Source organism: Sediminibacillus dalangtanensis (genome assembly GCF_017792025.1).
Taxonomy (GTDB): Bacteria; Bacillota; Bacilli; order Bacillales; family Amphibacillaceae; genus Sediminibacillus; species Sediminibacillus dalangtanensis.
On record NZ_CP046956.1, the window covers coordinates 292,629 to 311,096 of the forward strand.

The window sequence follows — 18,468 nt, forward strand, 5'->3', positions numbered from 1 at the left end:
TGACCATGAGAAAAAAACTCGGATTAGGGGTCATGCTGTTATTATTGATCCTGGTCTTGGCTGCCTGTGGGGAAAAGTCGAAAGAAGACGTTGCGGATAAGTTGTCGGGGAATTTAGAGAAAATGAATGGCTACAAGGCGGAAGCAACCATGAGCCTGCAGACAGGCGAAGAGAGCCAGGCATTCGACATTGAAATTTCCCACAAAAAGAAAGATTTCTACCGGGTGCTGTTGAAAAACGAGAAAGATGAAAAGGGCAGCCAAATCATTCTGAAGAATGAAGATGGAGTGTTTGTCCTGACCCCCGCTCTGAATAAAAGCTTCAAGTTCAAGAGTGAATGGCCGAACAACAGCAGCCAGCCTTATTTATATCAGTCGTTGGTGAAAGACGTTTTAGAGGATTCAGAGGCTTCTTTCAAAACAACCGAGAACTATTATGTGTTTGAAACAAAAACGAATTATCAAAATAACAACAACCTTCCTTATCAAGAAATCTATTTTGACAAAAAGGCCTATACACCGGTAATGGTGAAAGTGTTGGATAAGGATAAAAACCCGGTAGTGGAAGTTCAGTTCTCATCCTTCGAACTTGATCCGGAATTTGCCGGAGATGCTTTTGAAATCGAGAAAAATATGACCAGCGGAACATTGGGTATTCCAGTATCTGCTGAAGAAAATGACAACGGCGAACTGGAAGTCTTTTATCCATTAGAACGTGCCGGCGCCGAATTGGTGGAAAAGAAAGAGGTAGAAACGGAGAACGGTGAGCGGGTGATCCTATCCTTTGCCGGAGAGAAAAATTTTACACTCGTTCAGGAAAGAGCGGATGCTTATCCAGCCAGCGCGATGGTTCCGGAGCAGGTCAACGGAGAAATCGTCAACTTAGGTTTCACGATGGGAGCTTTGAGCGAGGCGTCCTTGCAATGGCAGGCCAATGGCAATACGTATTATTTAGCCAGTGAAGATCTCACCAAACAGGAAATGATTGAAGTAGCAAGCTCTGTTACAGGGCAGGAAATAAAATAAAATTCGCTAGCAGGCTCCATTACCAGGGTCTGCTTTATTTTTTTGTGGATGGGTTTCTATACGAATGGACGATGGAGACCCCAATTATTGACACTGTTCAGTGTGATTATCATCCACGGGGTGAGTGCCATTCAGGTGCTGCGGGAAAGCGAGTGCTTCTTCGAGAGCGGCGGATCAGCATTTGTCTTAAAAGGATAGTAGGAATTCTTGGTAGCCATATTGCCTTTTGTTTTCACTCAGAGAGCAATAATTATGGCAAAAGAGATTTTCGGTAAAGTATATCATCGGCATCTCCCGCTGTTTTCGCTATGCGTGTCCGAACTATTTCTGATACGATAGAAGAAAAATGATAGGAGAGGTCACCTTGCAAAACTTTTACCGGGACTCCTGGGTGGAAGTCGATTTAGACAACATCGCATTCAACATTCAGCAAATACGCCGACACCTCTCGTCAAAAACAAAAATTTTCGCTGTGGTTAAAGCGAATGCCTACGGTCATGGCGATGTAGAAGTCGCTGAAAGAGCCTTAAGGTCTGGTGCAGACAGATTAGCTGTATCATTACTGGATGAAGCGGTTAAGCTTAGAAGTAATGGAATAACTGCTCCAATCCTGGTAATGAGCAGGATCCGGCCGGAAGATGTTCCGGTGGCAATCAAGCATGACATCGCCGTTACGTTTTATCAAGAGGAATGGATAAAGCAGGTCAAGCAGTTGAGTCTGTCCGGCACACTCAAGCTGCATTTGAAATGGGATACGGGAATGGGGCGAATCGGCATCAGGCGCGTGGAAGAGCTGGATGCCATTTTGGAAGAGTTGACGGACCACAGGCTGGAACTGGAAGGGATTTTCACTCATTTTGCTACGGCCGATGAAGCTGACACCGATTATTTTGAACGTCAGCAGACTCGTTTTGATGAATTGCTTGATGCCTTCGAAACCAGATGGCACAAGCCTGTGCTTCTGCACACCGGCAATAGTGCCGCAAGTATGAGGTTTCCGGAACGAATGGCTCACTTTGTCAGATATGGAATCAGCATGTATGGATTGTATCCATCTTCCCAAGTGAAACAGGAAAAGCCTGTCGAACTAAAACCCGCCTTCTCCCTTCATAGCCGATTGACACAGGTGAAAAAATTGCCAGCAGGAGAATCGATCAGCTATGGAGCCACCTATACAACCGAGAAGGAAGAGTGGATCGGCACAGTTCCGCTCGGTTATGCAGACGGAATCCTCCGCAAACTGCAGGGCAAGGAAGTACTTGTTGATGGAAAAAGGTTTCCGATTGTCGGGCGCATCTGCATGGACCAGTTCATGATTCGCCTGGATGGACCATATCAAGTGGGGACAAAAGTGACCGTGATCGGCCGCCAGGGAGAAGAAGAGGTGACCATGGACGAGGTAGCTGATTATTTGGAAACGATCAATTATGAAATTCCGTGTACGATCAGTCCCAGGGTGCCGCGCGTCTATCTGGAACAGGGGAAAGTAACGAAAATCAGCAACCCGCTGCTGACTTGACCAAGCTTTAAGCATGTTCGTTTTTAGAAGTCCGGGAATTTGGCTTTTCCTGCTTCATCCAGCAATTGGCAGAGGAAATTTATTTTTTAATGAAAAGTTCCAGAATGCCTTTGCAATGCAGTTTATACAATGATATGATTAGGTTGGATTAAAAAAGACTGGGCTTGTAGATATGGTGGAGGTGTATGGTTGTGTCAGAGAGCTTACAAGAGATAATTGTGAGACTGCCAAAAAACCTGCTTAGCGAGGTGGATGGGTTAATGGAAACCGAGAACAGTGATCTGAGCGACTTTATTTGTCAGGCAACAAAATCGTATTTGCGTGAAAAGAAAAAACGTCATATTCGTGAATCTATGCAAAGAGGCTATATGGAAATGGCCAAAATCAATCTCAACATTGCTTCAGAGGCTTTTCAAGCTGAAGAGGAGGCCGAAAACACCCTAGAACGTTTAGTGAGTGGGGTGTAAGGGGTTGATTGTAAAAAGAGGCGAAGTTTATTTCGCCGATCTTTCCCCTGTAGTGGGTTCCGAGCAGGGGGGCGTTCGTCCAGTATTGGTTTTGCAAAACGATATCGGCAACCGTTTTAGCCCTACGGTTATCGTTGCAGCCATTACCGCGCAGATACAAAAGGCAAAACTGCCGACGCATGTTGAAATCGATGCGAAGAAGTATGGATTTGAGCGCGACTCTGTCATTTTGCTCGAGCAAATTCGAACAATAGACAAACAGCGTCTAACTGATAAAATCACCCATTTAGACAAACACATGATGGAAAACATTAATAAAGCCTTGGAAATAAGCCTGGGTTTAACCGACTTTTAGAAGTTATTAACGTATAAACTGAACACCCAAACATCCATGTCCCGGGAGGCCGGCGCATGGATGTTTTTTCATGTCTTATCCAATATGGGAGAGTACGCTTCAGTATGTCGGGGAAGCAGACACTTGCGCTATTCTTACAGAACCTCCGACGGAAAGGTAAATAATGGTTAGAGGAGTAGAATGAATCGCTGTATTACCGTGGCTGGCCAAGGAGGAATGAACTCCTATCGCATCAAAAAATTTGCGCGTCAGCCATAAACATGTGACAATAAGTATATCTATTTTAGGGAGATTTGGCAGGGGGTAGTGGAATGGATAGAAAGCTGAAAGATCTTGTAATAGAAAATAGTGATACAATCGTGAAAATGTGGCTGGAGGAGATATCGAAAAGCAGACAAAACGATTATACATCGACGATATCCGAAGAATTGTTTGAAAGTACTAATCGGGAATTTGTCAATGTCATTTTTGCAAGTGTGGAAAAGCAGGGTATCACCACGGCATTAGAGGACTTTTCGGAAAGGCTTGTCAACCTGGGATGGCCGCTCAGTTATTTGACCGACGGGTTGCAATCATTCCGCAGGGTGACAATTAATTATATCTTAAGCGAACAAAATCAGGTAGGGACAGATTACTTTTCTGAAGTTCTGCAGGCGGTGGATAATTGGGTCGATCCGATTATCAATAAATTGGTCAATGAGTACTCTGGCAGCTGGGAACACATAGTATCTCTGCAACGGGTAGCCTTGCAGGAGTTGTCGGCACCACTGATTCCGGTGATGGAAAATATTACCGTCATGCCGCTGATTGGCACGATTGATACCGAAAGAGCAAAGCTGATTATGGAGAATCTGCTTGACGGTGTCATCAAACACAATGCAGAAGTCGTGCTGATTGATATCACTGGTGTCCCGGTTGTAGATACCATGGTAGCTCATCATATCATTCAGGCGGCTGAGGCGGTACGCTTGATTGGTTCGACTTGTATTCTGGTGGGGATCCGGCCGGAAATTGCACAAACGATTGTCAACTTAGGAATCGATTTAAGTAAGTTCCCGACGAAGAGTTCGTTGAGAAAAGGATTCCAGTCGGCACTGGAATTGACCAATAGAAAAATCGTGAATACGGCAGACAGTCATGAAAATGATATAGAACGATTAGTAGATTCTCTGGATGGGGAGTGAACGGGGTCATGAGAATACCGATTTTAAAGCTTCATAATTATTTATTGATTTCTATCCAAATTGACCTGGATGACCAGAGCGCCATTCAGTTTCAAGAAGATCTTTTGAGTAAAATTCACCAAAGCGGAGCTACCGGCGTAGTAATCGATTTAACGTCTGTCGATATTATTGACTCCTTTATTGCTAAGGTGCTTGGAGACGTAGTAACAATGTCGGATTTAATGGGGGCAAAAGTCGTGTTGACTGGCATTCAGCCAGCGGTAGCTATGACGCTGATTGACTTGGGCATCCATCTGCAAGATGTTCCAACAGCCTTAGACTTAGAGCAAGGCTTGATAAAATTGCGTCAGGAATTGGAGGAGTGAACATGGATTTCCAATCCTGCGTTAATATCAATAAAGAGTGGGATATAGTTGGCGCCCGCCAAATCGGACGGGACTTCGCCAGAAAAATCGGGTTTGGAACAGTGGATCAGGCACGTATTGCCACTGCTATATCTGAGCTCGCCAGAAATATCTATTTATACGCTGGAACAGGAAAAATCTGCTTTGAAACCATTGAAGAAATTGACCGTAAAGGATTAGTCATTTTAGCAATGGATGATGGCCCCGGAATAGCAGAAATCAGCAAAGTGATGGAAGACGGCTATTCTACTTCGGGAGGCCTTGGCGCGGGATTGCCGGGTGTGAAAAGACTGATGGATGAATTTGATATTATTTCCGAGCAAGAAAAGGGGACAAAGATAAAAGCAGTAAAATGGGTTCGTTGAGGGGGGGTAAGCGATGAATACGTTGAACTTGGATTTAAGCAATTATCGTGACTTACTAAAACAGTATATTCGAACACAAGACGAGACTGCCCTGTACCAGGCTGAACAATTCAGTAAGCTGTCGATGCAACAAAACATTTCCCCAGAAGAAATAATCAATGTCCATATCCAGGCATTGCAGGATTTGTATCCTGAACTGCCTGAAGGGATCGAATCCTCGATGAATTTCCTGCTGGAGGCAATGATTTCCTACGGACTAGCCTACCAGGAATTCCAATCCCTGCGGGAACAGCAGCTGGCACTAAAATCGGAAATTTCCGTCGCAGCCAGTATGCAGCAAACACTTCTCACAACGGTAAAGCCGGAGGTGGAGGGGTTGGAAATCGGAGCGATCAGTATCCCTGCCAACCAAATGAACGGAGATTATCATCATTTCGTGCAAAACGATGATAACAAATTAGGAATTGCGATTGCAGATGTTATCGGAAAAGGGATCCCTGCTGCACTAGCCATGTCGATGATCAAGTACTCCATGGATAGTATTCCGGAGAATCGGATGGATCCCAGCAACATACTGGAAAGCTTGAACAGGGTGGTTGAGCGAAACGTAGATCCGAGCATGTTCATCACCATGTTTTACGGCCTGTACGACCCTGGCGATGCAAAGTTTTACTATTCTTCGGCAGGGCACGAACCCGGCTTTTATTATAATGCGGCAGAAGATAAATTCGAGGAAATAGAAGCAAGGGGAGTCGTACTTGGCGTGACCCGGGATACGAAGTATCGTCAATATGAACGGAAGGTAAGCGCGGGGGACATGATTATTATGTTAACTGACGGGGTGACGGAGTGCCGGCAGGGAGACCGCTTTATCGAACCGGAGGAAGTGCTTGATGTAATCAAGGCCAATATGCACCTGCCTGCCCAGAAGTTGGTTGAGCAAGTGTATAAGCACTTCGAACGCCTCCAGGATTTTCATTTGCGGGATGATTTTACTTTGATTATTTTACGTAAGGAAGTTTGATGGGGATCTGGTCGGGGTAATATCCAATATTGAGTGAATATTACGGAAGTAGGAGGATAACCATGAACTTAGATATTAATGTCTCAGATAATGACTCAACGGCAGTTGTGACACTTGCTGGAGAGATTGATGCTTATACTGCTCCTCAATTGAAGGAACAGCTGCTGCCCTTGACGAAAGTGTCGGGCAAAGTAGTAGAAGTGAATTTGGAAAATGTCAATTACATGGATAGCACAGGACTCGGTGTTTTTGTCAGCGCATTAAAATCGACAAAAGAAAACAACAGCGAATTGAAACTTGTTCAGCTGCAGAACCGAGTAATGCGATTATTTGAAATAACAGGCTTAACCGATATTATAAATATTGATTCTACAGTACGGGGTGGATCTTAATATGGAACCTTTTGACTTCATTGAAATTAAAGTTCCGGCTAAATCAGAATATGTAGGGGTCTTAAGATTAAGCACATCTGGTGTCGCAAATCGAATGGGGTTCAATTATGAGGATATTGAGGACCTGAAAGTGGCGATATCGGAAGCGATGACCAATGCGGTCACACACGCATACCGGGAGGCAGAAGAAGGAGAGGTCACGGTTGGTTTCGGAGTTTATGATGATCGATTGGAGGTAATGGTAGCAGATCATGGCGGCAGCTTCGACCTGGGTAAAGTAAAAGCCGAAATCGGCCCTTATGAACAATCGGAGCCGATTGAGAACCTGCGTGAAGGCGGATTCGGCCTATTCTTGATCGATGCTTTGATGGATAAGGTAGAGATAACCAGCGACCATGGGGTTATCGTATTGATGACGAAATATATCCAGGAAAATAAGGTGGGATTAGATGACGACCAAATCTCAACCACACAATAGACGTGAGGATGAGGTTTACCAATGGATAAAGCATCTGCAGGAAAATCCCACAGACGAAACGGTTCAAGAAAAAATTGTATTGGCTTATCAGGATCTTGTGGAGTCAATAGCCCGCAAGTATTCCAAAAACAGTTCGATACATGAGGATTTAGTGCAAGTTGGGATGCTGGGGTTACTGGCGGCGATTCGCAGGTATGACCCTGAATTTGGTAAATCCTTTGAATCATTTGCAATACCGACCATCATCGGTGAAATCAAACGATTCATCCGGGATAAAACATGGAGCGTTCATGTCCCGCGTCGAATCAAGGAATTAGGTCCGAAAATCAAGAAAGCAATCGAAGAATTAACGTCGGATAATCAGCAATCTCCTTCTGTAACCGAAATAGCTGCTTACTTGGAAGTAAGCGAAGAAGATGTCCTGGAAACGATGGAAATGGGCAAAAGTTACAAAGCTCTATCCGTCGACCGGAAAATCGAGGCAGATTCCGATGGCAGCACGGTTTCCATATTAGACTTGATCGGGAACCAGGATACAGGTTATGAGAATGTGGATCAGCGTATGCTGCTTGAAAAAATTCTGCCGATTTTAACAGAAAGAGAACAGGAGATTCTGAAGTATACCTACTTTGAAAACATGAGCCAAAAAGATACCGGCGAGATGCTTGGCATTTCGCAGATGCATGTATCCCGCTTACAAAGGCGCGCATTAAGAAAACTTAGAGAAGCATTGCAGTCAGAAAGCTCGGAGGTTTTCTAGTGAGTGAATTAGACAAGCAGCGAATGCAGGTTTCCGTCTATCAGACAGCGAAAAAAGGCAACTATTATTGTGGTGACAGCTATTACTATAAAGAAACAGAAGACGAGTTTATCTGTGCTTTAGCTGATGGTTTGGGCAGCGGGGAATACGCTAAAGAGTCTTCACAGGCTGTTATGGACGTTATTGAGGAAAATATTTTCGCGAGCGTCGATGAAATAATAAAAGTTTGCAATGAAAGACTGGTTGGAAAACGCGGCGTCGTGTTAGGTGTATTGAAAGTCAACTTCATTTCGAATGCTTATTCGTTTAGTTCCATTGGAAATATCGGTATTATGACGATAACAGACAAGCAAGAGAAAAAACGCAGCATTCCTAATGCCGGTTACTTGGGCGGCTACAAACGCCCTTTTAAAGTATTTGACGGGACAATGATACCAGGTATGATTTTTATTATGTTTTCAGATGGGGTCAACTCCATGGATTTATCTTCCAAATATTTTTTAGGCAAAGATGTCGAAAGAATTACCGAAACATATGCTACCATGGTTGGGCAGAACAAAGATGATGACACCACTTTGATTGCCATGAAGTTTGCCAAAAATGAATAGTTTGTCGAAAGCATACTCTTATCTTGGCTGATGGGAGTATTCGTTTTTTAGACAGCCCTTGACCGGTCCGCTCTAAGTGAGAAGTGGGCTGGTCTTTTTTAGATGGTCATGAGTTGGCACGGAAAGATAATTATTTAGAGGAGTTAGTCGACGTGGTTAATTTGCAGAAGCGACGGATTGCGCAATGACGCCTCTCTTATCGTCTGCAGGCTCGTCGATCGGCAAGTTTTCTTCAGCGGAGAAGCAAGGTATCTCATCTTACGTTTATTCTCTCTGTGTAACAGGGAGACTGATTTGGTACAATGGAGACAAGAAGTGTAAGGAGGAAATTGATATTGAATGAAGCAAACGAACGTAACCAGTTAATAAAATGGGTGGCAGGAGAAACAAAGGTTTCAGCTGCACCTATCAAGCAAGTGATTTCCTTATTGGAAGAAGGGAATACGGTTCCGTTTATCGCCAGGTACCGCAAAGAGCAAACGGGCGGATTGGATGAAGTACAAATCAAAGCGATTGAAGATAAATGGACGTATGCGCAAAACCTGGCAGAACGTAAGCAGGAAGTCATTCGCTTAATCGATGAACAGGGCAAATTGACTCCCGAGCTGGAAACGAGTATACGGAATGCAGCGCAACTGCAGCGGGTGGAAGACCTTTACCGTCCTTATAAACAAAAAAGAAGAACGAAGGCAACCATTGCCAAAGAAAAAGGATTGGAACCATTGGCGGAAAAAGTGTGGAGTCATCAGGTGGAGGATATAGATAAAGCAGCATCAGCTTATTTGTCGGACGAGCATGAATTGAACTCTACGGAAGAAGTAATAGGTGGAGTCAACGATATAATCGCTGAGTGGATTGCTGATGATCCCCAATACAGGGAATACATAAGGGATAAAACGTTCAAGGCCGGAACGATTCGTGGGGATGCCAAGGACCAAGCGAAGGACGAAAAAAGCGTTTTTGAAATGTACTATGATTACGAGGAGCCGATCAGATCGATTGTCGCCCATCGTGTACTCGCTCTTAACCGTGGGGAGAAGGAAGAGGTCATCAAAGTATCTGTGCATCCCCCGGTAGAACAAATAACTGAATACCTGAATAAAAGGCTTGTAAAACGAAACGATACAGCTGTCATAAAGCAATTCTGGAAAGCGGTTATCGAAGATAGTTACAAGCGCTTGATCCAGCCGTCGATTGAACGGGAAATCCGGAACGGCCTATCGGAAAAAGCAGAGCAACAAGCGATCGATATCTTTTCGACTAATTTAAAAAACCTTCTGCTACAGCCACCGCTTAAAGGGAGAGTAGTGTTAGGGGTCGATCCGGCATTCCGTACAGGCTGTAAGCTGGCGGTTATCGATGAGACAGGCAAGGTTCATGCGATTCAGGTAATCTATCCAACTGCCCCTAAGAACGATAAAAAGGGGGCGGAAAAGGCACTGTTGTCGTTGTTAAAGGAGTACCCTATCGAGCTTATCGCAATCGGCAATGGTACTGCTTCGCGAGAGACCGAGCAATTTATTGCAGACTTCATCAGTGACCATCAGTTAGATATCGCCTATATCATCGTAAATGAAGCCGGGGCTAGTGTTTACTCTGCTTCAAAACTGGCCCGCGAAGAATTTCCGGATCTGCAGGTGGAAGAACGAAGCGCTGTTTCGATTGCAAGAAGGGTACAGGATCCGCTGGCGGAGCTGGTGAAAATTGATCCGAAATCCATAGGGGTCGGACAATACCAGCATGATGTCAGCCAAAAAAGCTTGAACGGGTCCTTGACCTTTGTGGTGGAAACCGCCGTCAACCAGGTCGGGGTTAATGTCAACACTGCGTCAGCTTCCCTGCTACAGTATGTATCAGGATTAAGCAAAACAGTTGCGGGAAATGTGATCAAGCAACGAAACGAAAACGGCAAATTCACCAGTAGAAGCCAGCTGAAAAAAATCCCGCGTTTAGGCAATAAAACGTACGAACAGTGCATTGGCTTTCTCCGGGTACCCGACGGTGATGAACCACTGGACCGGACGGCGATCCACCCGGAAAGTTATTCCGCGGCCAACCAGTTGTTGAACATGCTTGGCTTTTCCACGGATGATTTGGGTTCAGAAGCATTGAAACAAGCGCTATCCGAAGTTGCACTAGGGGAAACTGCTGAAAAACTCGGTATTGGGGTACCGACTTTGGAGGACATCATGAAAGCATTGGCGAGCCCTGAGCGTGATCCACGGGACGACTTTCCGCAACCGCTTTTGAAAAAGAACGTGTTGGCCATGGAAGATCTACAGCCTGGAATGGAACTTCAGGGAACGGTAAGAAACGTCGTCGACTTCGGAGTGTTCGTGGATATCGGTGTTAAACAGGATGGTTTGGTTCATATTTCAAAAATGTCCAAGCAATTTGTGAAACATCCGACAGATGTTGCGGCCGTCGGAGATGTAGTCACCGTTTGGATAGACAGTGTCGACGTAGACAAACAGCGAATTGCTTTGACAATGGTACAGGAGTAATAAAAACAAAAGGGCTGTTCCTGCAGCCCTTTTGTTTATGGTTAAGTAGAAGCATTTCCCGACTGTTGGTTTATTTAATGGGAGTTTGTATCCCGGTAAAAAAACCAACATTGATTCAATACTTTGATTTGGTATAAATCTTTGGAAAGGAAGGCTTTTGTCATTTGCTTTTTAAACCAATTGGGCATCTGAACCATCCTCCTGGACAAATAGTGGTGGAAATCAGGCAGAAATCAAGTTATTGTAGGGTATGCAAATCAAGTAAAAGGTGTGACAATAATGGAGGAAACAATCAGTCAGGAAAAATTAGAGGAATTGGTAGACGAACTGTCGAAAAAGTACTTTGATAAGCCTTTTATCGACGAAGTAACTTTCAACAACCGTTTGCGTACAACCGGAGGAAGGTACATTCCTTCCAGAAGAACAATTGAACTGAACCCGAAGTTTCTGACAGAACTGGGAGAAGAGGAATTTCTCGGCATCATCAAACATGAGCTTTGTCATTATCATTTGCATATTGAAGGAAAAGGATATAAGCATCGCGATCCTGACTTTAGAGAGTTGCTGCGTAAGACTGGATCCCCTCGTTTTTGTCAGGCTCTTCCTTCTGCTAGAAAGCAAACCAGACATCGGTATCAATGCAAGGATTGCGGGCATGTATATGAAAGGGCGAGGAGAGTGGACACCAAAAAGTATCGATGCGGGAGATGCAGGGGAAAGCTTGTCAAAGTATCGTGTTGAGGGTGTCAAATAAAATGGCATTTGAAAAAACGTAAGAAACCATTGACGAATCATGTCTTCCGTGTTAAATTAAATAAGCCCTTGAAAAAACAAAGCTTTTTACCGTTTTTTCTTTTTTATTTTGTCGATTACTTTCTCGAAGAAAGTTTTAAAAAGCATTTGACAAACCGGGCAAAATAATGTATTATACTTAACGTCGCTGTTATTCAAGGCGATATAAATACTTTTTATTCCACCGTAGCTCAGTGGTAGAGCAATCGGCTGTTAACCGATCGGTCGTAGGTTCGAATCCTACCGGTGGAGCCAGTGGAGAAGTACTCAAGTGGCTGAAGAGGCGCCCCTGCTAAGGGTGTAGGTCGCGTAAGCGGCGCGAGGGTTCAAATCCCTCCTTCTCCGCCATTGTTATGTTGGCCCGTTGGTCAAGTGGTTAAGACACCGCCCTTTCACGGCGGTAACACGGGTTCGAATCCCGTACGGGTCACTTTCATTTTCGCTATATAGTAATCGGTAAGGTCCGGTAGTTCAGTTGGTTAGAATGCCTGCCTGTCACGCAGGAGGTCGCGGGTTCGAGTCCCGTCCGGACCGCCACTTTGTTGGGCTATAGCCAAGCGGTAAGGCATCGGGTTTTGATCCCGTGATTCGCTGGTTCGAATCCAGCTAGCCCAGCCATTTTCTTTTATAAGGAACATAAACATGAGCCATTAGCTCAGTTGGTAGAGAAACCGTAAGCCTCATTGAAAATTATCAATGAAAGGTTTTGCGAGGAGCGTGTGCTTCGCCGGGTTCCCTTTCAACGTGACGAGCACAAAAGAGTATGCTTCACTCCTGTAAAGGGGTAAGCACACAACATGGTTAGGTAGTATGACAATAATTAATCATGAGCCATTAGCTCAGTTGGTAGAGCATCTGACTTTTAATCAGAGGGTCGGAGGTTCGAATCCTCCATGGCTCATCAAAGAAGTTGTGGTTCGGATTCTCATCTACGGTTCCCCTTGCTTCCATTCACAAAAAGGGATGCAAGGACTAGCCTGCGGCGTCGGAATCCTCCATGGCTCATCAAAACAAAGGAAGTTCTTAACTGGATTCTTCTATAAGTTGAATCCAGCTCATTCCTTTTAGTCATTATATTACGCGGGTGTGGCGGAATTGGCAGACGCGCTAGATTTAGGATCTAGTGTCTTCGACGTGGGGGTTCAAGTCCCTCCACCCGCATTGTGTTTTGTCTACTGCTGTGGGATCTGCACGGCATTTTATTTTTGCTTGAGCGGTCGTGGCGGAATGGCAGACGCGCTAGGTTGAGGGCCTAGTGGGGGCGACCCCGTGGAGGTTCAAGTCCTCTCGACCGCACCAAAAAAACTATTGACACCGATTGATCGATATGGTATATTAAAAGATGTCGCTTCAACGAGCGCCCGTAGCTCAATTGGATAGAGCGTTTGACTACGGATCAAGAGGTTAGGGGTTCGACTCCTCTCGGGCGCGCCATTATCGGGAAGTAGCTCAGCTTGGTAGAGCACTTGGTTTGGGACCAAGGGGTCGCAGGTTCAAATCCTGTCTTCCCGACCATGCTTCACCATTTCATATATTTACTCACCATGCGGGTGTAGTTTAGTGGTAAAACCTCAGCCTTCCAAGCTGATGATGAGGGTTCGATTCCCTTCACCCGCTCCATTAAGGGGCCTGTAGCTCAGTTGGTTAGAGCGCACGCCTGATAAGCGTGAGGTCGGTGGTTCAAGTCCACTCAGGCCCACCATTTTGATCTTTGAAAACTGAACAAAACAACCAGTATGTCAAGCAAGATATACAAGCTAGTTTTTGAACGAGCAAGCAAGCTCGCTTTTTATGGAGAGTTTGATCTTGGCTCAGGACGAACGCTGGCGGCGTGCCTAATACATGCAAGTCGAGCGCGGGAAGCAGGCAGATCCCTTCGGGGTGAAGCCTGTGGAACGAGCGGCGGACGGGTGAGTAACACGTGGGCAACCTGCCTGTAAGATCGGGATAACTCCGGGAAACCGGGGCTAATACCGGGTAATCCCTTCCTCCGCATGGAGGAAGGTTGAAAGGCGGCCTTTTGGCTGTCACTTACAGATGGGCCCGCGGCGCATTAGCTAGTTGGTAGGGTAATGGCCTACCAAGGCAACGATGCGTAGCCGACCTGAGAGGGTGATCGGCCACACTGGGACTGAGACACGGCCCAGACTCCTACGGGAGGCAGCAGTAGGGAATCTTCCGCAATGGACGAAAGTCTGACGGAGCAACGCCGCGTGAACGATGAAGGTCTTCGGATCGTAAAGTTCTGTTGTCAGGGAAGAACAAGTACCGTTTGAACAAGGCGGTACCTTGACGGTACCTGACGAGGAAGCCCCGGCTAACTACGTGCCAGCAGCCGCGGTAATACGTAGGGGGCAAGCGTTGTCCGGAATTATTGGGCGTAAAGCGCGCGCAGGCGGTTCCTTAAGTCTGATGTGAAAGCCCACGGCTTAACCGTGGAGGGTCATTGGAAACTGGGGAACTTGAGTACAGAAGAGGAGAGCGGAATTCCACGTGTAGCGGTGAAATGCGTAGATATGTGGAGGAACACCAGTGGCGAAGGCGGCTCTCTGGTCTGTAACTGACGCTGAGGCGCGAAAGCGTGGGGAGCGAACAGGATTAGATACCCTGGTAGTCCACGCCGTAAACGATGAGTGCTAGGTGTTAGGGGGTTTCCGCCCCTTAGTGCTGAAGTTAACGCATTAAGCACTCCGCCTGGGGAGTACGGCCGCAAGGCTGAAACTCAAAAGAATTGACGGGGGCCCGCACAAGCGGTGGAGCATGTGGTTTAATTCGAAGCAACGCGAAGAACCTTACCAGGTCTTGACATCCTCTGATCCCTCTAGAGATAGAGGTTTCCCTTCGGGGACAGAGTGACAGGTGGTGCATGGTTGTCGTCAGCTCGTGTCGTGAGATGTTGGGTTAAGTCCCGCAACGAGCGCAACCCTTGACCTTAGTTGCCAGCATTCAGTTGGGCACTCTAGGGTGACTGCCGGTGACAAACCGGAGGAAGGTGGGGATGACGTCAAATCATCATGCCCCTTATGACCTGGGCTACACACGTGCTACAATGGATGGTACAAAGGGAAGCGAAACCGCGAGGTGAAGCAAATCCCATAAAACCATTCTCAGTTCGGATTGCAGGCTGCAACTCGCCTGCATGAAGCCGGAATCGCTAGTAATCGCGGATCAGCATGCCGCGGTGAATACGTTCCCGGGCCTTGTACACACCGCCCGTCACACCACGAGAGTTGGCAACACCCGAAGTCGGTGAGGTAACCTTTTTGGAGCCAGCCGCCGAAGGTGGGGCCAATGATTGGGGTGAAGTCGTAACAAGGTAGCCGTATCGGAAGGTGCGGCTGGATCACCTCCTTTCTAAGGATAAATTAGCTCTTACGAGCTAAACACAGGACATACTTGGTTGTTTGGTTCAGTTTTGAGGGATCAATTCCCTTAATTACTTGTACCTTGAAAACTAGATAAGATAAATAGGAAGTGAAGGCGACTGCTCAGCAGGAGCTGGAACTAGACTATGCAAGACATTCAACGACATTGAAGTAACACGTCATTCACGAACGATAAGTTAAGTGAAGAAGGGCGCACGGTGGATGCCTTGGCACTAGGAGCCGAAGAAGGACGGGACAAACACCGATATGTCTCGGGGAGCCGTACGTAGGCATTGATCCGGGAATTTCCGAATGGGGGAACCCCCTGCCCGTAATGGGGCAGGACGCTTATCTGAATTCATAGGATATGCGAGGCAGACCCGGGGAACTGAAACATCTCAGTACCCGGAGGAAGAGAAAGCAAATGCGATTTCCCAAGTAGCGGCGAGCGAAACGGAAACAGCCCAAACCAGAGAGCTTGCTCTCTGGGGTTGTAGGACACTCCATCGGAGTTAACAAGAAACAGTTTAAGCGAATCGATCTGGAACGATCAGCCAAAGAAGGTAAGAGCCCTGTAGTTGAAAGATTGTTTCCTCCGGAGTGGATCCTGAGTACGGCGGAACACGAGGAATTCCGTCGGAATCCGGGAGGACCATCTCCCAAGGCTAAATACTCCCTAGTGACCGATAGTGAACCAGTACCGTGAGGGAAAGGTGAAAAGCACCCCGGAAGGGGAGTGAAAGAGAACCTGAAACCGTGTGCCTACAAGTAGTCGAAGCCCGTTAATGGGTGACGGCGTGCCTTTTGTAGAATGAACCGGCGAGTTACGATCTCCTGCAAGGTTAAGTCGGATAGACGGAGCCGCAGCGAAAGCGAGTCTGAACAGGGCGAATAGAGTAGGGGGTCGTAGACCCGAAACCGTGTGATCTACCCATGTCCAGGGTGAAGGTCAGGTAACACTGACTGGAGGCCCGAACCCACGCGTGTTGAAAAACGCGGGGATGAGGTGTGGGTAGGGGTGAAATGCCAATCGAACACGGAGATAGCTGGTTCTCTCCGAAATAGCTTTAGGGCTAGCCTCAAGAGTTGAGTACTGGAGGTAGAGCACTGATTGGACTAGGGGCCCTCATCGGGTTACCGAATTCAGTCAAACTCCGAATGCCAGCCACTCGATCTTGGGAGTCAGACTATGGGTGATAAGGTTCATAGTCGAAAGGGAAACAGCCCAGACCGCCAGCTAAGGTCCCAAAGTATACGTTAAGTGGAAAAGGATGTGGAGTTGCTTAGACAACCAGGATGTTGGCTTAGAAGCAGCCATCATTTAAAGAGTGCGTAATAGCTCACTGGTCGAGTGACTCTGCGCCGAAAATATACCGGGGCTAAACGTATCACCGAAGCTGCGGATTGTTCTTGCGAACAATGGTAGGAGAGCGTTCTAAGTGCAGCGAAGTCAGACCGTGAGGACTGGTGGAGCGCTTAGAAGTGAGAATGCCGGTATGAGTAGCGAAAAAAGAGTGAGAATCTCTTTCACCGAAAGCCTAAGGTTTCCTGAGGAAGGCTCGTCCGCTCAGGGTTAGTCGGGACCTAAGCCGAGGCCGAAAGGCGTAGGCGATGGACAACAGGTGGATATTCCTGTACCACCTCCTTTCCGTTTGAACGACGGGGGGACGCAGAAGGATAAGGAAAGCGCACTGCTGGTCATGTGCGCCCAAGCAGTAAGAGAGTCGGATAGGCAAATCCGTCCGGCAATCTCAAGCTGTGATGGGGAGGGAAATAAAGTACCGAAGTTCCTGATTTCACACTGCCAAGAAAAGCCTCTAGTGAGGAAAGAGGTGCCCGTACCGCAAACCGACACAGGTAGGCGAGGAGAGAATCCTAAGGTGATCGGGAGAACTCTCGTTAAGGAACTCGGCAAAATGACCCCGTAACTTCGGGAGAAGGGGTGCTTCTTTTGCGAGAAGCCGCAGTGAATAGGCCCAAGCGACTGTTTAGCAAAAACACAGGTCTCTGCGAAGCCGTAAGGCGAAGTATAGGGGCTGACACCTGCCCGGTGCTGGAAGGTTAAGGGGACGCGTTAGCCGCAAGGCGAAGCGTTGAACCGAAGCCCCAGTAAACGGCGGCCGTAACTATAACGGTCCTAAGGTAGCGAAATTCCTTGTCGGGTAAGTTCCGACCCGCACGAAAGGTGCAACGACTTGGGCACTGTCTCAACGAGAGACCCGGTGAAATTATACTATGCGTGAAGATGCGCATTACCCGCGACAGGACGGAAAGACCCCGTGGAGCTTTACTGTAGCCTGATATTGAATGTTGGTACAGCTTGTACAGGATAGGTGGGAGCCTTAGAAACCGGAGCGCTAGCTTCGGTGGAGGCGCCGGTGGGATACCACCCTGGCTGTACGGACCTTCTAACCCAGGACCGTGATCCGGTCCGGAGACAGTGTCAGGTGGGCAGTTTGACTGGGGCGGTCGCCTCCCAAAGAGTAACGGAGGCGCCCAAAGGTTCCCTCAGAATGGTTGGAAATCATTCGCAGAGTGTAAAGGCAGAAGGGAGCTTGACTGCGAGACCTACAAGTCGAGCAGGGACGAAAGTCGGGCTTAGTGATCCGGCGGTGCCGTATGGAAGGGCCGTCGCTCAACGGATAAAAGCTACCCCGGGGATAACAGGCTTATCTCCCCCAAGAGTCCACATCGACGGGGAGGTTTGGCACCTCGATGTCGGCTCATCGCATCCTGGGGCTGTAGTCGGTCCCAAGGGTTGGGCTGTTCGCCCATTAAAGCGGTACGCGAGCTGGGTTCAGAACGTCGTGAGACAGTTCGGTCCCTATCCGTCGTGGGCGTTGGAAGTTTGAGAGGAGCTGTCCTTAGTACGAGAGGACCGGGATGGACACACCGCTGGTGTACCAGTTGTTCCGCCAGGAGCATAGCTGGGTAGCTACGTGTGGAAGGGATAAGTGCTGAAAGCATCTAAGCATGAAGCCCACCTCTAGATGAGACTTCCCATCATTTTAAATGAGTAAGATCCCTCAGAGACGATGAGGTTGATAGGTTCGAGGTGGAAGCGTGGTGACACGTGCAGCTGACGGATACTAATCGATCGAGGACTTAACTTAAAACAAAAAGTGAAGGCGACTGGTCAACAGCGTATGGATAGATCAGTCAGATTGTAGTACGCCGCTTTGAGCGTACGAAAAGCTGGATGAACTATACACTAGCTGTTAGGAGC

Annotated in this window: 15 protein-coding genes, 12 tRNA genes and 2 rRNA genes; 28 read left to right on the forward strand and 1 reads right to left on the reverse strand. The window is 47.2% G+C overall.

The window, feature by feature from the left end; genetic code table 11:
* Positions 1 to 5 precede the first annotated feature (5 nt).
* The 13 genes from ERJ70_RS01565 (at position 6) to ERJ70_RS01625 (ending at position 11,085) form a co-directional block, all read left to right on the forward strand.
* Positions 6 to 1,025 carry a LolA family protein gene (locus ERJ70_RS01565; protein WP_209366703.1) on the forward strand — a complete coding sequence of 340 codons (1,020 nt, stop codon included), beginning with the start codon at positions 6 to 8 and terminating at the stop codon, positions 1,023 to 1,025.
* A gap of 364 nt (positions 1,026 to 1,389) precedes the next feature.
* Positions 1,390 to 2,544 carry an alanine racemase gene (gene alr / locus ERJ70_RS01570; RefSeq protein WP_245208091.1) on the forward strand — a complete coding sequence of 385 codons (1,155 nt, stop codon included), beginning with the start codon at positions 1,390 to 1,392 and terminating at the stop codon, positions 2,542 to 2,544.
* A 185-nt stretch (positions 2,545 to 2,729) separates the two neighbouring features.
* Positions 2,730 to 3,011, forward strand: a complete 282-nt coding sequence (locus tag ERJ70_RS01575) for a CopG family ribbon-helix-helix protein (protein ID WP_026571355.1) — start codon at positions 2,730 to 2,732, stop codon at positions 3,009 to 3,011.
* Between the two features lie 4 nt (positions 3,012 to 3,015).
* Entirely contained in the window at positions 3,016 to 3,366 is a 351-nt protein-coding gene (locus tag ERJ70_RS01580; RefSeq protein ID WP_074600801.1) for a type II toxin-antitoxin system PemK/MazF family toxin, read from the forward strand.
* A 311-nt stretch (positions 3,367 to 3,677) separates the two neighbouring features.
* Positions 3,678 to 4,550, forward strand: a complete 873-nt coding sequence (gene rsbRA, locus ERJ70_RS01585) for an RsbT co-antagonist protein RsbRA (protein WP_209366706.1) — start codon at positions 3,678 to 3,680, stop codon at positions 4,548 to 4,550.
* Between the two features lie 8 nt (positions 4,551 to 4,558).
* Positions 4,559 to 4,915, forward strand: a complete 357-nt coding sequence (locus ERJ70_RS01590) for an STAS domain-containing protein (protein ID WP_026571352.1) — start codon at positions 4,559 to 4,561, stop codon at positions 4,913 to 4,915.
* A 2-nt stretch (positions 4,916 to 4,917) separates the two neighbouring features.
* The gene (locus ERJ70_RS01595) at positions 4,918 to 5,319 is read left to right on the forward strand and encodes an anti-sigma regulatory factor (protein ID WP_074600594.1); all 402 of its coding nucleotides are present in this window, start codon (positions 4,918 to 4,920) and stop codon (positions 5,317 to 5,319) included.
* A gap of 13 nt (positions 5,320 to 5,332) precedes the next feature.
* Positions 5,333 to 6,343, forward strand: a complete 1,011-nt coding sequence (locus ERJ70_RS01600) for a PP2C family protein-serine/threonine phosphatase (RefSeq protein ID WP_209366708.1) — start codon at positions 5,333 to 5,335, stop codon at positions 6,341 to 6,343.
* A gap of 62 nt (positions 6,344 to 6,405) precedes the next feature.
* A complete protein-coding gene (locus ERJ70_RS01605) occupies positions 6,406 to 6,735 on the forward strand; it encodes an STAS domain-containing protein (RefSeq protein ID WP_209366710.1) in 330 nt (109 codons plus the stop codon).
* Position 6,736: 1 nt separating this feature from the next.
* Complete coding sequence (rsbW, locus tag ERJ70_RS01610) at positions 6,737 to 7,213, forward strand: anti-sigma B factor RsbW (RefSeq protein ID WP_209366712.1); 477 nt, start codon at positions 6,737 to 6,739, stop codon at positions 7,211 to 7,213.
* A complete protein-coding gene (sigB, locus tag ERJ70_RS01615; protein WP_074600590.1) occupies positions 7,185 to 7,973 on the forward strand; it encodes an RNA polymerase sigma factor SigB in 789 nt (262 codons plus the stop codon). Before rsbW ends, sigB begins: the two co-directional genes overlap by 29 nt.
* Entirely contained in the window at positions 7,973 to 8,581 is a 609-nt protein-coding gene (locus ERJ70_RS01620) for a PP2C family serine/threonine-protein phosphatase (RefSeq protein ID WP_309507230.1), read from the forward strand. The genes sigB and ERJ70_RS01620 overlap by 1 nt, the downstream gene beginning before the upstream one ends.
* Before the next feature lie 335 nt (positions 8,582 to 8,916).
* Positions 8,917 to 11,085, forward strand: a complete 2,169-nt coding sequence (locus ERJ70_RS01625) for a Tex family protein (protein ID WP_374099745.1) — start codon at positions 8,917 to 8,919, stop codon at positions 11,083 to 11,085.
* A gap of 74 nt (positions 11,086 to 11,159) precedes the next feature.
* On the opposite strand, the gene cmpA is transcribed toward ERJ70_RS01625, so the two are convergent.
* The gene (gene cmpA, locus ERJ70_RS01630; RefSeq protein WP_209366716.1) at positions 11,160 to 11,273 is read right to left on the reverse strand and encodes a cortex morphogenetic protein CmpA; all 114 of its coding nucleotides are present in this window, start codon (positions 11,271 to 11,273) and stop codon (positions 11,160 to 11,162) included.
* A 91-nt stretch (positions 11,274 to 11,364) separates the two neighbouring features.
* Here cmpA and ERJ70_RS01635 point away from each other — a divergent pair, with 91 nt between their 5' ends.
* The 15 genes from ERJ70_RS01635 to ERJ70_RS01705 all read left to right on the forward strand — a co-directional run bounded on the left by ERJ70_RS01635 (position 11,365) and on the right by ERJ70_RS01705 (position 18,355).
* Complete coding sequence (locus ERJ70_RS01635) at positions 11,365 to 11,826, forward strand: SprT family protein (RefSeq protein ID WP_209366718.1); 462 nt, start codon at positions 11,365 to 11,367, stop codon at positions 11,824 to 11,826.
* Positions 11,827 to 12,057: 231 nt separating this feature from the next.
* A tRNA-Asn gene (locus ERJ70_RS01640) sits at positions 12,058 to 12,132 on the forward strand.
* 2 nt (positions 12,133 to 12,134) lie between these two features.
* Positions 12,135 to 12,225 (forward strand) — tRNA-Ser (locus ERJ70_RS01645).
* 10 nt (positions 12,226 to 12,235) lie between these two features.
* Positions 12,236 to 12,307 (forward strand) — tRNA-Glu (locus ERJ70_RS01650).
* Positions 12,308 to 12,337: 30 nt separating this feature from the next.
* Positions 12,338 to 12,414, forward strand: a tRNA-Asp gene (locus tag ERJ70_RS01655).
* 6 nt (positions 12,415 to 12,420) lie between these two features.
* Positions 12,421 to 12,495, forward strand: a tRNA-Gln gene (locus ERJ70_RS01660).
* Positions 12,496 to 12,705: 210 nt separating this feature from the next.
* Positions 12,706 to 12,778 (forward strand) — tRNA-Lys (locus ERJ70_RS01665).
* A gap of 179 nt (positions 12,779 to 12,957) precedes the next feature.
* Positions 12,958 to 13,038 (forward strand) — tRNA-Leu (locus ERJ70_RS01670).
* A 52-nt stretch (positions 13,039 to 13,090) separates the two neighbouring features.
* Positions 13,091 to 13,176 (forward strand) — tRNA-Leu (locus ERJ70_RS01675).
* A gap of 58 nt (positions 13,177 to 13,234) precedes the next feature.
* Positions 13,235 to 13,311: transfer RNA gene (locus ERJ70_RS01680), tRNA-Arg, on the forward strand.
* A gap of 4 nt (positions 13,312 to 13,315) precedes the next feature.
* Positions 13,316 to 13,392, forward strand: a tRNA-Pro gene (locus tag ERJ70_RS01685).
* A 31-nt stretch (positions 13,393 to 13,423) separates the two neighbouring features.
* Positions 13,424 to 13,497 (forward strand) — tRNA-Gly (locus ERJ70_RS01690).
* A gap of 5 nt (positions 13,498 to 13,502) precedes the next feature.
* Positions 13,503 to 13,579: transfer RNA gene (locus ERJ70_RS01695), tRNA-Ile, on the forward strand.
* 86 nt (positions 13,580 to 13,665) lie between these two features.
* A 16S ribosomal RNA gene (locus tag ERJ70_RS01700) occupies positions 13,666 to 15,231 on the forward strand.
* A 206-nt stretch (positions 15,232 to 15,437) separates the two neighbouring features.
* Positions 15,438 to 18,355, forward strand: a 23S ribosomal RNA gene (locus ERJ70_RS01705).
* Together the 16S and 23S rRNA genes with 12 tRNA genes alongside form the textbook arrangement of a ribosomal RNA operon.
* Positions 18,356 to 18,468: the final 113 nt, after the last annotated feature.

Coding starts and splice junctions, on each gene's coding strand:
- ERJ70_RS01565 (WP_209366703.1), top strand. CDS start 6: ATGAGAAAAAAACTCGGATTAGGGGTCATGCTGTTATTATTGATCCTG.
- ERJ70_RS01575 (WP_026571355.1), top strand. CDS start 2,730: ATGGTTGTGTCAGAGAGCTTACAAGAGATAATTGTGAGACTGCCAAAA.
- rsbRA (WP_209366706.1), top strand. CDS start 3,678: ATGGATAGAAAGCTGAAAGATCTTGTAATAGAAAATAGTGATACAATC.
- ERJ70_RS01590 (WP_026571352.1), top strand. CDS start 4,559: ATGAGAATACCGATTTTAAAGCTTCATAATTATTTATTGATTTCTATC.
- ERJ70_RS01595 (WP_074600594.1), top strand. CDS start 4,918: ATGGATTTCCAATCCTGCGTTAATATCAATAAAGAGTGGGATATAGTT.
- ERJ70_RS01600 (WP_209366708.1), top strand. CDS start 5,333: ATGAATACGTTGAACTTGGATTTAAGCAATTATCGTGACTTACTAAAA.
- ERJ70_RS01605 (WP_209366710.1), top strand. CDS start 6,406: ATGAACTTAGATATTAATGTCTCAGATAATGACTCAACGGCAGTTGTG.
- rsbW (WP_209366712.1), top strand. CDS start 6,737: ATGGAACCTTTTGACTTCATTGAAATTAAAGTTCCGGCTAAATCAGAA.
- sigB (WP_074600590.1), top strand. CDS start 7,185: ATGACGACCAAATCTCAACCACACAATAGACGTGAGGATGAGGTTTAC.
- cmpA (WP_209366716.1), bottom strand. CDS start 11,273: ATGCCCAATTGGTTTAAAAAGCAAATGACAAAAGCCTTCCTTTCCAAA.
- ERJ70_RS01635 (WP_209366718.1), top strand. CDS start 11,365: ATGGAGGAAACAATCAGTCAGGAAAAATTAGAGGAATTGGTAGACGAA.